Raw genomic sequence first — 12,790 nt, 5'->3', positions numbered from 1 at the left:
ACGGTTCAAAAATTTTATCGATCTGTTTTTGAGGAATGCCGCACCCGGAATCTGTTATGGTAATGGTGACAGATTGACCGTCAGCGTGGGTTGAAACAAAAAGCTCATCCGGGTGGATTCCGGGTTTATCGATTGCGGCATCGGCACTGGCCATTGCAGCACAGGCGTTATCCAGCACATTGGTAACACATCGGTGAAACCGTTCCCGGTCGATATTTACGCTGCACCCGGCAGAGAAATCGCAAACCAACACAACATTTTCCGGCAGAACGTATTCGCTGAGCAAACTATCCAGCCATCGGTCCACGGTTGTTTTCTGGAAATAATTTTGGGGTCTGCGGGTGTAATCCAGCAATTCCTCAATTATGCGGTCGCAGCGGACAATATTGCGTTCCGCCCGCACCAACGCTTTTTCGATACCCAGTTCGTGACCGACCGTACGCTCCTTTACCACAAAAAAGGAGCTGCGAACGGCACCGAGTGGATTGCGCAATTCGTGACTGACCACAGCAATCAATTGACCCAGCGTTGCCAGCTTTTCTTTGATCAGCAATTCTTTTTGTGCTTCTTCGAGCGCATCTGTGCGCTGTTCAACCAGTTGTTCCAGTTCATAGCGGTAATTTGCCAGCTCGGCTTCGTTATGGCGTCGCTGGGTGATGTCCTCGCCGGAGCTGAGCACACCGATTATTTTTCCGTTCGGATCGCGGATTACCGTGCTGTTGCAGGTAATCAACCGCTCTTCGCCAATACGATTGACCAACGCAAATTCCGTATATTCAATATTTTCGAGCTGACCGGAAACCAGTTCATCAAACAAAAAGCGGGCACCTTTGCGGTAACTTTCCGAAATAAAATGGGTGAACCAGTTTTTCCCGATAATTTCTTCACAGCTCATTTTCAGAATTTCACAGCCTTTGCGGTTAATTTTGATAACCGTTCCATCCATCGCCTGCACCACCAAAATGCTGCCGGCAGTCTGGAAATACATTTCCGACCGGTCACGCTCCGTTTTAAAAAATTCTTCGGCTTCCTTTCTGCGGGTGATGTCCGAAAAGCTGTAAATGATATGCCGGATATCTCCATTTGCATCCATTTGCGGCACTGCGTTCACCAAAACCCATGTTGGCTCCGGTTTTTTATCGTGCACAATTTGCAACGCCAGATTGCGCTCCGGCTCCCGCGATTCCAGCACTTTTCGCACGGGCAGTTCGTCGGGCATTAGCTCGCGACCATCTTCATACATCAGTTTCCAGCCCGCGGGATAAGGTTCTTTCCCTTTTAGTTGCTCAGGTGTTAAGTCCAGCAATTTTAACGCTTTATCATTATAATGAATCACATTGGAATCATGCGAAACCAGCATCAAACCAATTTCAACATATTTCACCAGAGATTCGATAACCTGTTCACCGGATTGGATGGTTCGTGCGTCTTCTTTGCGTTTATCAATGTTCAAACAAATGCCGGTAATCCGTTCCGGCAAACCGTCTTTATTATAATGCACCTGCACCCGATCCTCTATCCAGTGCCGTTCGCCGTTTGGCCAAATCACCCTAAATTCATCCGAATGACTGGTTATTTTTTCATTGAAAATTTTGTCCCACCGATTTATTATTCGATCTCGAAATTCCGGCTCAATCTGTTCCAAAAACACTTCAAAACTTGGCACCGGTCCGTTTTCCGGTAAACCGTATAATTTGAACGCCCCCCGGGACCAGAAAACTTTGTCATTGACCAAATCGACCGTCCAGGTGCCCATTTTTGCGGTTACCATTGCCAAGCCAAGAAATTCGGTGCTTTCTTTAAACGCAATTTCCATGCGCCGACGATGCACCACATTGGCAAAAATTTCCGCAATCAGCGTGGCTCTGGAAATCCATATTTTTGACCATTTGCGGGTTTCAAAATACGTGCTTAACCCAAAATAGCCGTAAATTTCCGAATAAATTTTTAGCGGAATTACAAATAGCGACTTTGCCAGCAATTTGTCATATAACTGTATTTCTTCAGTTGCGGTCTCCGGGATATCATTCCGTTCGGAAATGATAACGGTTTCCCCAAATTTAAATTTCCGGATATATTGCGGCAGGTCGGAAATTTTGATTGATGAAACCACCGGATAATTATCCGGAACGTTCGGCGCTGCCCATTGGTAAACCCGTTCCGGCTGCTTTAAATCTAAACTTGCCAAAAATAGCGTGCAGCGATCCACTTTGCAGAAATTGCCGAGTTTCTCCAAAGCAATTTCGATGCCCTGATCAACCTGCGAATGGTCGTGTTTGATAAATACAGTGGAAATTTCCGATAGCAGCCGTTCGAAAGCCAACTGCTCCTCTTTTTCCAATTGATATTGCCAGCGGGCGACGGCATTCACAAACATTTCCCCAACTAACTTGAAATATCGCTGTTGCAGATCGCCGAGCATCTGTTTTTCAACGGAAAAATCGAACGCGATATGTCCCACCAACTGCTCTTCAATCAACATCGGAATGACGATACTGGAGCGGATTTCGGGTTCGGTACCCATTTGCCAATTGATATCGCCCCGCGCCGCGATAGATGGTTTGAAAATGAATGGTTCCCCGGTTCGGATCTGTTGGAAATACCATTGGTTTTCATTAAGCAACAGCCATTTTCCGGCATCGTCAAAATCCGGAACGTCCGTTTTTCGCCACTCAAAAAAGCGTTCGAGAAACGCCTCATCTGCATTTATTTTGTAAATTGAGCATCTGCCTGCACCCAAAAATTCACTCAATTCGACAAGGCTTTGACCGATAGCTTCGTTCGCAACATCCGAATTCATATTGATAAACCGGGTGGAGATTCGCGACAATATATTGGCATACGCCTCGCGCTCCCGGCTGAGCAACTGCCGTTTGATATTCAACAACGCCATCGCAAAAACCCGCGCAATAATAAACGATTGATTGATTGTGTTTTGTGACCAACCGACAGACGGTTTATCTGTTGCGCCAATCAGGATTCCCAATTTTTTGTTGTTATCGATGAGGGGCACCGCAAAAAAAGATTGCACCTCTGTTGAGAACAGACCGTCGTTGCAGAGCGATAATTTTAACGTATTTAAATCATTAATTACAAAGGGTTTGGCGTCGTCTAAAATTTCACTGAAAATGGGATGTTTTTGAATATCAATCGTTACGGAACTATTCATAACTTCGCTGAACGACGGTTTGTACCAAATGTATTCCCGAACCAATTGTTGCATATCAGGACTGATTTTGTAAATAGCGCAACAATCAGTTTCCAGAAAACGGGCAACATCTTGCAGCGATGCGTTAATCAGTTGGGTTGCATTTTCCAGATTCAGGTTGATACACCGTTGGGAAATTTCCGTGAGTGTCGATTCAAAAATCAGCCGGTTATCCAGCTCTTTTTCCACTTTTTCGCGATTTTCTATTTCCGCTTTCAGTTGCCGGTTATGGGCTTTGATGCCGGAAAGCCGCCAGCGATACACCAGATAACCGATCAATCCTGCCACAATTACCACTACCAAACGCAACCAGAAAAATCCGGAAATGGCTTCCCAATCAACAAATGCAGATGCCGCAAATGTATTGCTCACCCAAAAAACGGATGCCAATTGGGCAAAGCACACCGTTTTGCGTCGTTTTGTTGATTTTGCAAATGGATTGGTTTTAAAAATTTGAGGTATCGGAAAACAGCGAAATCCTGTCATAAACGTGAATGCTCCACCCTCAAATGATCATTCTGTTATGGTAGGCAGTTCCGAAAGCATGACCTGCGATTTTACCGGCAATTGTCGGCGCCAAACAAAAAACCACCGGGAAATGGTAAATTTGAACCCCATTTGCCAGTAACGGATCATCCCAACATCCGCAATGCGCAGCTTGCCAAATTGAAAACTTACGCCACCCTTGATTGTAATTGCATTCTCAATATAACCATGTTGATGCCGGAAAAGTTAGTGGAATATTGGCTTTTTTAACGCAGTAAAATGGCCCTGACCGGCGATGCCTCACCATCGGGAATGTTGAGCGGCAACGCAATCAAGGTGTATTTTCCTGCGGGCACATCGCGTAAATTAACGCCCTCCAAAATGAAAATACCGTTGCCGAGCACCGCGTGGTGCGCCGGAAAATCCGGATCATCGGGATCTTCTATGGTAATATAATCGATGCCCACTAACGCCACTTTTTTCTCAACGCATGCATTTGCTGCATCTGCGGAAAGATACACATAATCCTTGGTATATTTTCCGTTGCAACAGGAACCTGTCAGGGAATTTGCGGTTTTGAACAGCAACGCAGTTCCCGGTTCCGGCGATGCCGCGTGAACATCCGCTGCGAAAATGGCTTCCGGGCTATCAATTTCCACCACCGTTGCGGAAAAAATAAATTCTGCAGGTGCGTAGTCTCCCAGCCGTTTGCCCTTTTCGATGAAATGCGACGGCATATCGATGTGCGTCCCGGAATGCGCGCTCATTCGCAAACCGCTCAGTTCGCAAATGCCGCTTTCGGGAATATTCATCAGCACTTCGCGCTCAAACGCGGGGTCGCCGGGGAAAGTGATGGACTCCTCACCCAACCGGACGCTGATATCAAAAATTTGTTCGAATTGTAATTTCATGGGGATTTCAACTTGATCGTTTGGGAAATCTTCGGTAAATTTTGCGCTGAAAATCACGGTAAAATATGACTTCACCCACAACCCGGCATCCGAAAATCAATCTGTCTGCCGTCATTTTAGCCGGTGGCAACAGCACCCGTTTTGGCGCGCCAAAAGCGTTGGCTATTTTCAACGGCAAATCGTTGCTGGAAATTGCCATATCGCTGGCGCAACAAATCGCCCCAAAAATACAGCTCAGCTGTAACGATGTCAACGTTTATTCCCGCGCCGGGTTGCCGGTTATCCGCGATGCCAACCCCGGCACTGGTCCGCTCGCCGGGATAACCGCCGCGCTGGAAATTGCCGAAACGGATTGGGTCGCATTCATTCCCTGCGATATGCCGCTGCTGAGCCGCAGCGTTTACGATGCGCTGTTGGCAAATCTGGCAGAAACGCCGGTAGTTGCAACCTCGCATCGCGGAAAAGAACCGCTGGTTTCCGTGTGGCCGGTTTCCGCGCTGTCGCGGCAGCCGTTCCGGGATGCGCTGGCGGAAGAAAATTTTGCGCTGCATCAGCTGCTTTCTGCATTGGACGCAACATTTGTAGATATGACTGTTGCGTTGCCGGATTACCGTACGCAGCTGTTCACCAACATTAACACGCCATCGGATCTGGCAGAAATTGCCGCAAATTTTCAACAACCAAATAGTTGATTGGTAACGATTTACAGATTATTTTAGTGAGATTTAACTGCGCTTTTTTATGCCACGCCGATAAATATTTTCCTGCAAATATGCTTCGTTCCGGGGATCACTGAGGATGCTTTTTCCGGCGGGATTGTAACCGAACACCAGTTCCACAAATCGATTGATGATGAATCCGGTCACACCCCAAATTACCGCGTGTTTAAAATAATAGTAATAAACCGGATACACTTTATCGCCGAATGTCTTTTCTTTCATCTCAAAAAATTCGTCGGTGAGAAACAAACTTAGCGGTACTTCCAGCAATTCGGCGACTTCGTCCGCGCTGATGTTGTGAGGATAGGGATACGGCATGGTTGCCACAAAAGGCGTCACCAAAAAATCGGTGATTGTCGGAAAATCATCGAGCTGCCCGAGAATCCGGAGCTGCTCCGGCGGGATGCCCACTTCTTCGTCGGTTTCCCGCAACGCGGTTTCCGCCAATGTGCTATCCTGTTCCTCCCACGCGCCGCCGGGAAAAGAGACCTGCCCTTTGTGGTGCAGCACCTTTTCCGATCGCATGGTGAACAAAATATGGGCTTCACCGTTTTTATTGAAAAACGGCAGCACGACGGCAGCCGGCAGAAAACCGGGAATCTGCAACTCACGGGGAGTACGTCCGTTCAACACCTGTTTGATTTGCGAAACAGCGGCATTAAATTCCATTGTAATCACTTGTTTTTTCTTGCGTTTATGAAAAATAAATTCGTGCCCATTTTCAGGTGCGATGGGTTTAGCATCGCACCCGGAACGGTTTCACAAATTGATAAATATTCGGTTATCACACAAGAAAAAACTGTTTTGCTGATCAGTGTTTTCGAACCATCCGCAACATTTTAATATTGATGACCACAAAACGGTACAGTTGCCAGAAAATATTTGTGCGCATCGTTTTGGTGAATTGCGTTGGCACCGGCGGATAAAAATTCTGTCCATACGGTGTCCGTTCGGCGTCTGCTTTTTGTTCTGGCTGGTTTTGCTCTGCCATTTGTGTATCTCCTCAATTTTGATTCCAACATTATTCTGTGTTTTTTTAGGCGCTTCGTGAAGCGCCTCTACGGGTTCGGGTTTCCGTTATTCCGGTACTATCCGCCACATCGGATTGGCTTTGGCTTTGTAAATAAACGCGTGGTGCAGCAAATATTTGATCCAGTGTCCGGCAAGCCCGATTTCGCCAGTGGTATAATTCAAATCCCGTCCCGTGCCGGGAAAGCGGTTGAAATCGGGGATAATCGGATACATCGTCATCGAAACCGCTGTTCCGCTGAAGAAATTTGCGCCCGCAGAAGCGATGCAAGCCGCGCCCATATTTGCCAACGATGCCTCGCGTTTGGGACGATCCGCTTTTCCTTTCATCATATCCACAATATTCAACGCGACCTGTCGCGCCATAACGCCGGAAGGCATGCCCGTTCGCGGCGGCGTCGGGAAAATCGGCGTTCCATTGGGACTTTTCATCGGTTTGGAAATAGCGTGCGGCGGTGCAAAGGCGATGCCCACTGCGAAAATATTTTTATATTGGGGATGTTGGTAGGTTTTCGGCCAATCCGCCGGCGACCATTCTTCGTATGGTTTCGATTGATAATCCGCATCAACAATCATAAAACCGTTCGGTGCGAAAAGCTTGTTGGTAATGTCCACTTCATTTTTATCGAACGCTTTCATCCCCACTCCGGAAAACGGGGGCAGCAGCATTGCAAAATCGAACCCGACTGTTTTTTCCTCGCCATCGAGATTTTCGTAAGACAATTCCTTTTTGCCAACTTCTTTCACATGCGCACGGGTAATCCACTCGATGCCGCGCTCCGTATACAAAGACTCCGTAAATACCCGCGAATGCGTGACATAGCCGCCACGCTTTACGTGCATCCCGCCAATGCCAAAATCGCCCAATTCCTGTTCGTTGGAAATCCAGATGATTTTTGCTTTGTCCCGCACTTTGCGGCGCTGCAGTTCGTATTCCACGTTAAACAGATATTCGAACGCTGCGCCCTGGCAGGTGCAATTGCCGTGTCCGGTGCCGATCACCAAGGTTTTTTTCTCACCGCGTTTCATTTGCTCGGTTAATTCATCGAGCATTTTGGCGGTTTGCGCAGCATGATCGTATGTGCAAACGGACAAGCTGTTCCGGTGTGGTCCCAATCCTTCGGTGGCTTCAAATTTCAATTTTGGTCCGGTCGCATTGATCAAATAATCATAGGTCACAGCTTCCAACTGACCCTGTCTTTCGGGAGCGGTATATTCAACCATCACATGCGGTTTGGCATTGGCAGCACCACCTTCCGGGTGAATGCTGATCGCTTTGGCCTGATAATAAGTGATGCCGGTTTTTTTATAAACCGGACCCAACGGAAAAGTAACCTGAGCAGGTTTCATCAATCCAACCCCAACCCAAATATTGGACGGAATCCAGTTCCATTGACTATTGGGTGTAATTACAGCAACTTCGTGTTTGCTGCCCAGTTGTGCTTTGGCATGAAGTGCAGCAGTCTGCCCCGATATGCCCCCACCAAGAATTAATAGTCGCGCCATCTCGATTCTCCTCAATTGCCGGATTATGTTAAATGATCCACCCCAACGAATAAAGTATAGCAAAAAAATATTAATAAAGCGATGTATATATTTGTTTAGATATGTTTATTTGATTCAGGTTACAGTCAATAAAGCTGAATGCAAAAAAATCATTATTTTATAGCGTTTTTGAGATGAGATCTCTGTCAATCAGATGCTGCAATTCTTGTTTAGGATTTTACATCAATCCTAAACACAATTCAATTACAGTTGATGTATCGTGTTTAATTGCAGGAAAAGAATCGCTTCGGAAGGGTTAAATCAAATAAAAAAGCCGAAAAAATTTTCATTTTTTCGGCTTTTAAAAAACAATCAATCTGTTGAACAATCGCGTGGTTGTCGATGTCGATGGTGCTGGAGGCGGGACTCGAACCCGCACGCCCTTACGAGCACTACCCCCTCAAGATAGCGTGTCTGCCAATTCCACCACTCCAGCAGAGGGGATTAATTGTTGGAATTATTGTCGTTTTGGCTATCGTCAGCTGGTGTTTGAGCCGGTTGCTCCTGTACGGGTGATTCAACAGCCGGCGGCGCGGTTAACGGCGACGTCGTTTGCTGCTGATCCAACAGTTTTTGCTGCGTTTTGCTATTGATAGATTCTGTCTGGGTGCTCATAATGCTGATCACCAGACAAAGTAGCGCGTACGTAACAGCAAGACCAACTGTGGTTTTTTGCAGAAAAGATGATGCGCCTCTGGCGCCCAAAATCCCGCCGGAACTGCCCATTCCGCCAAATGAACCTGCCAAACCGCCACCTTTGCTGGCTTGCATCAGGATGACGACGATCATTAAAATACTGCAAAGCACAAATAAAGAAACTAAAAATCCATATAACATTGATTTCTTCTCCATTAAGAATTTTATAGCGAGCAAATATAGATGATGCAACTGATCTTTTCAAGCATTTTTTCAGTTTATCCATTGAAATATTTTATATAACCAGCCTGTTAATTTAAGCAATTGTAATGATATTGCAAATATTGCTTCGCATCGATTAACGCATAATTTCACCCGGTAAATTTCGCTGATGAAGCTTCAGAAAAATAATTCCCTTTTTTGCAAAGAACTTGATTTTAATTGATAAAGGTGGTTTATTCATTGTGATTTAAACAACTTCAAATATGCCGAATTTGGGTTGTTTTATTTTCATTTACCGAATATCTGATTGAAGAGATGTCTATTTTCCCCTTACCTTTGCCGCGATCATTTTTTCTCTTAATTTTTCATGAACCCATGGGTTTGACAATTCATTATTACAACCATTTTGGTTGTATAAAAAATAAACCTAAACTACAGTAAGGAAGTCATGGCAGCACAAGCATTTAAAGTGTCCCTGGCAACGACTATTGTAAAAAAAATCGTAATGGCAATTACCGGATTATTTCTGGTATTTTTCGTTATCATGCACATGCTGGGGAATCTTTCATTCGTTTTCGGTGGACCAGATGCCTACAATCTTTATACGTATAAATTAACAAGTTTGGGGCCACTGCTATATTTAGTTGAACTGGTTTTGCTGGTTGCATTTTTGGCACACGCTTTTAGCGGTATAAGCGTTACGGCTATCAGTAGACAGGCGCGGCCATCCCGCTATCACAAACTGACCAGCACGGGTGGTTCCAGCAAACAGACTCTTTTTTCACGGTCGATGGCTGTTACCGGTGTAATTTTGCTGGTTTTCACGGCTATTCACCTTGTTTCGTTCAAATTTGGTGCACATTACGAAACCACCGTTGATGGCGTTGTAATGCGGGATATGTACCGGCTGGTCGATGAAAAATTTCAAAATCCGGTGTATGCCATTGGCTATATCGCAGTGATGCTATTATTGCTCGGGCACGTTCGTCACGGATTTTGGAGTGCGTTTCAGTCGCTGGGCACGAACAAGCCTAAATACTCTAACACACTGTATTTTTTAGGTTTAGTAATTGCTGCAGTTGTAGGCTTTGGATTTATGGTAGTGCCGATAGCTGTATTTTTCGGTCAATATTTAGCCGGTTAATCTTCGGAGGATTCCATCAATGGCAACAACAGAAAAAACAATATTGGATAGCAAAATCCCATCCGGGCCAATAGAACGGAAATGGGAAATCCACAAAAACAACATCAAAGTCGTCAGCCCGAACAACAAACGTAAATTTAATATTATTGTTGTGGGGACCGGTCTTGCCGGTGCTTCCGCTTCCGCTTCATTGGCGGAGTTGGGCTATAATGTGCAAACATTTTGTATTCAGGATTCACCGCGCCGGGCGCACAGCATTGCGGCTCAGGGCGGCATTAACGCAGCAAAAAACTATCAGAATGATAACGACAGCGTTTTCCGGCTGTTTTACGACACCGTAAAAGGTGGCGATTTCCGGGCACGGGAAGGCAATGTGTATCGTTTGGCGGAGCTGAGCGCCAATATTATCGACCAATGCGCTGCCCAGGGTGTACCGTTTGCCCGCGATTACGGCGGGTTGCTCTCCAACCGTTCGTTCGGCGGTGTGCTGGTTTCCCGCACATTTTACGCCCGCGGACAAACCGGTCAGCAATTGCTGCTGGGCGCATACGGCTCGCTGATGCGTCAGGTTGATCTCGGTAAAGTGCAACTCTATTCCCGCCGCGAAATGCTCGATCTCGTGGTTATCGACGGAAAAGCGCGCGGCATCGTTACCCGCGATCTGGTTACCGGCGCGGTTGAACGTTATGTTGGCGATGCAGTTGTCCTCTGCACCGGCGGTTACGGAAATGTGTACTATCTGTCCACCAACGCAAAAAACTCCAATGCAACCGCTGCATGGCGGTGCTATAAAAAAGGCGCGTTTTTCGGGAACCCTTGTTTCACCCAAATTCACCCGACCTGCATCCCGGTTTCCGGCGATTATCAATCCAAACTTACGCTGATGAGCGAAAGTTTACGGAACGACGGTCGTGTGTGGGTGCCCAAAAAGATTGGCGACAATCGTCCGCCGAGCCAGATTCCCGAATCGGAACGCGATTATTATCTAGAACGTAAATATCCGTCATTCGGCAATTTAGTGCCGCGCGACGTGGCATCGCGAAACGCAAAATATGCCTGCGACGAAGGCAATGGCGTTGGCGAAACCAAACTGGCGGTTTATCTCGATTTTGCAGATTCCATCAAACGCCTTGGCGAAGATACCATTCGCGACCGTTACGGCAATTTGTTCCAAATGTATGAACGCATCACCGGCGAAGATCCGTACAAATCGCCGATGCGCATTTATCCCGCCGTTCACTACACCATGGGCGGATTGTGGGTCGATTACAATTTGATGAGCAATATTCCCGGATTGTATGTTCTCGGCGAAGCGAACTTTTCCGATCACGGTGCAAACCGTTTGGGCGCCAGCGCATTAATGCAGGGTTTGGCAGATGGCTATTTTGTGATTCCTTACACCATCGGCGATTATCTGGCGACAGCCGATCTGCCGAAAGTCGGCACGGAAGAAAAAGCATTCGCAGAAGCCGAAAATTTTGTTCAGGAACGCACCAAACAATTATTGGGCGTTAAAGGCAAGAAAACCGTTACCCAAATTCATCGCGAACTGGGCATGATTATGTGGGATAAAGTCGGCATGTCCCGCGATGCCAAAGGGTTAAACGAAGCGCTGGACCGCATTCCGGAATTGCGCAAAGATTTCTGGAACAACGTGAACATTCCCGGCGATGCCAAACATCTCAACAAAAATCTGGAATTTGCCATGCGCGTTGCCGATTTTCTGGAACTCGGCGAGTTGATGGCGCGTGACGCACTCACCCGCGAAGAATCCTGCGGCGGTCACTTCCGCGAAGAATTTCAGACACCGGAAGGCGAAGCACGGCGTGATGATGAAAAATTCACTCACGTTGCTGCATGGGAATACAAAGGTGATGACGAAAAACCGGTTCGTCACGAAGAATCGTTGACGTTCGAGAATGTGAAGCTGACCCAGCGCAGCTACAAATAAACTGAATAAAATGAACGATTTAACTCAATATCGACAAAGGGCAATTTAAATGAGCGACGAAAAATTATCCTTAAAATTGCTAATCTGGCGCCAGCCTTCCGGACATGAGGAAGGACAAATGGTGCCCTATCAACTCGACAATATATCGCCCCACATGTCCTTTCTGGAAATGCTGGACGTTTTGAACGAACAGTTGATTCACGAAGGCAAAGATCCCATCGAATTTGATAACGATTGCCGCGAAGGCATTTGCGGCATGTGTAGTTTGGTCATCAACGGTGTTGCGCACGGGCCCGAACGGGAAACCGCAACCTGCCAGCTTCACATGCGCCATTTCAAAAACGGCGATACCGTAACCATCGAGCCGTTTCGCGCCAAAGCTTTTCCGGTGCTGAAAGATCTGACGGTAGACCGGACTTCATTTGACCGCATCATTGCTGCCGGCGGCTATGTTTCGATGAATACCGGCAACGCACCGGATGCCAACGCAGTTCCGATCGCAAAAGAAATGGCGGATCTCTCGATGGATGCTGCCCAGTGCATCGGCTGCGGTGCATGTGTTGCGGCTTGCCCCAACGCATCTGCGGCGCTGTTTGTTGGCGCAAAAATATCGCAGTACACATATTTGCCACAGGGACATCCTGAGCGAAATCGCCGTGCCGCCCGGATGGTCATGCAGATGGACGAAGAAGGCTTCGGTAACTGCTCCAACCACGGCGAATGCGAAGCGGTCTGCCCGAAAGGCATTTCCATCCAGAACATCGCAACCATGCGTCGGGAATACTTGAAAGCAGTCATCGCGTTGTAATTTCAAAAAAAAATCGTAAAAACCCAAAAGGCTGTTCCAATCGGACAGCCTTTTTTATTTGCCTAACCTGATAAAACAGTTATATTTATTTTATTATTTGTCTTCAATTTCTATTTTTTTACTCATCAACC

10 protein-coding genes and 1 tRNA gene are annotated in these 12,790 nt (G+C 46.7%); 4 read left to right on the top strand and 7 right to left on the bottom strand.

The features are described 5' to 3' along the window. Positions 1–3,613 (bottom strand): PAS domain S-box protein (locus H6629_14230; protein ID MCB9068952.1); only part of this gene is annotated, 3,613 nt, incomplete at its 3' end. A 347-nt stretch (positions 3,614–3,960) separates the two neighbouring features. Further along, a complete protein-coding gene (locus tag H6629_14225) occupies positions 3,961–4,680 on the bottom strand; it encodes a cyclase family protein (protein ID MCB9068951.1) in 720 nt (239 codons plus the stop codon). Here H6629_14225 and H6629_14220 point away from each other — a divergent pair. Then, positions 4,671–5,297: a molybdenum cofactor guanylyltransferase gene (locus H6629_14220; GenBank protein ID MCB9068950.1), complete on the top strand. Its 627-nt coding sequence runs from the start codon at positions 4,671–4,673 to the stop codon at positions 5,295–5,297. The two genes, H6629_14225 and H6629_14220, sit on opposite strands and share 10 nt — an antisense overlap. Positions 5,298–5,330: 33 nt before the next feature. Here H6629_14220 and H6629_14215 read toward each other — a convergent pair whose 3' ends face one another. From H6629_14215 to secG, 5 genes are all read right to left on the bottom strand, one after another. Continuing rightward, complete coding sequence (locus H6629_14215) at positions 5,331–5,993, bottom strand: CoA pyrophosphatase (GenBank protein ID MCB9068949.1); 663 nt, start codon at positions 5,991–5,993, stop codon at positions 5,331–5,333. A 142-nt stretch (positions 5,994–6,135) separates the two neighbouring features. Then, complete coding sequence (locus tag H6629_14210; protein ID MCB9068948.1) at positions 6,136–6,315, bottom strand: hypothetical protein; 180 nt, start codon at positions 6,313–6,315, stop codon at positions 6,136–6,138. A gap of 86 nt (positions 6,316–6,401) precedes the next feature. Next, complete coding sequence (locus H6629_14205; protein ID MCB9068947.1) at positions 6,402–7,859, bottom strand: FAD-dependent oxidoreductase; 1,458 nt, start codon at positions 7,857–7,859, stop codon at positions 6,402–6,404. A 388-nt stretch (positions 7,860–8,247) separates the two neighbouring features. Next, positions 8,248–8,334 (bottom strand) — tRNA-Leu (locus tag H6629_14200). 8 nt (positions 8,335–8,342) lie between these two features. After that, positions 8,343–8,687, bottom strand: a complete 345-nt coding sequence (secG, locus tag H6629_14195) for a preprotein translocase subunit SecG (GenBank protein MCB9068946.1) — start codon at positions 8,685–8,687, stop codon at positions 8,343–8,345. A gap of 517 nt (positions 8,688–9,204) precedes the next feature. Here secG and H6629_14190 point away from each other — a divergent pair. Genes H6629_14190 through H6629_14180 form a run of 3 tightly spaced genes read left to right on the top strand, consistent with a single transcriptional unit; the run spans position 9,205 to position 12,659 of the window. After that, positions 9,205–9,900: a succinate dehydrogenase cytochrome b subunit gene (locus tag H6629_14190; GenBank protein ID MCB9068945.1), complete on the top strand. Its 696-nt coding sequence runs from the start codon at positions 9,205–9,207 to the stop codon at positions 9,898–9,900. Between the two features lie 19 nt (positions 9,901–9,919). Continuing rightward, complete coding sequence (locus H6629_14185; GenBank protein ID MCB9068944.1) at positions 9,920–11,851, top strand: fumarate reductase/succinate dehydrogenase flavoprotein subunit; 1,932 nt, start codon at positions 9,920–9,922, stop codon at positions 11,849–11,851. 49 nt (positions 11,852–11,900) lie between these two features. After that, positions 11,901–12,659 (top strand): succinate dehydrogenase/fumarate reductase iron-sulfur subunit, encoded by a 759-nt coding sequence (locus H6629_14180; protein ID MCB9068943.1) that lies wholly within the window; start codon positions 11,901–11,903, stop codon positions 12,657–12,659. Positions 12,660–12,790 lie beyond the last annotated feature (131 nt).

This window comes from Calditrichia bacterium, from assembly GCA_020634975.1.
Classification (GTDB): domain Bacteria; phylum Calditrichota; class Calditrichia; order RBG-13-44-9; family J075; genus JACKAQ01.
This window is presented reverse-complemented; position numbering and strand designations above follow the sequence as displayed.

Excerpts from the sequence above, each read along its gene's own strand:
- H6629_14220 (MCB9068950.1), top strand. The coding sequence starts at position 4,671 with ATGACTTCACCCACAACCCGGCATCCGAAAATCAATCTGTCTGCCGTC.
- H6629_14215 (MCB9068949.1), bottom strand. The coding sequence starts at position 5,993 with ATGGAATTTAATGCCGCTGTTTCGCAAATCAAACAGGTGTTGAACGGA.
- H6629_14210 (MCB9068948.1), bottom strand. The coding sequence starts at position 6,315 with ATGGCAGAGCAAAACCAGCCAGAACAAAAAGCAGACGCCGAACGGACA.
- H6629_14205 (MCB9068947.1), bottom strand. The coding sequence starts at position 7,859 with ATGGCGCGACTATTAATTCTTGGTGGGGGCATATCGGGGCAGACTGCT.
- secG (MCB9068946.1), bottom strand. The coding sequence starts at position 8,687 with ATGATCGTCGTCATCCTGATGCAAGCCAGCAAAGGTGGCGGTTTGGCA.
- H6629_14190 (MCB9068945.1), top strand. The coding sequence starts at position 9,205 with ATGGCAGCACAAGCATTTAAAGTGTCCCTGGCAACGACTATTGTAAAA.
- H6629_14185 (MCB9068944.1), top strand. The coding sequence starts at position 9,920 with ATGGCAACAACAGAAAAAACAATATTGGATAGCAAAATCCCATCCGGG.
- H6629_14180 (MCB9068943.1), top strand. The coding sequence starts at position 11,901 with ATGAGCGACGAAAAATTATCCTTAAAATTGCTAATCTGGCGCCAGCCT.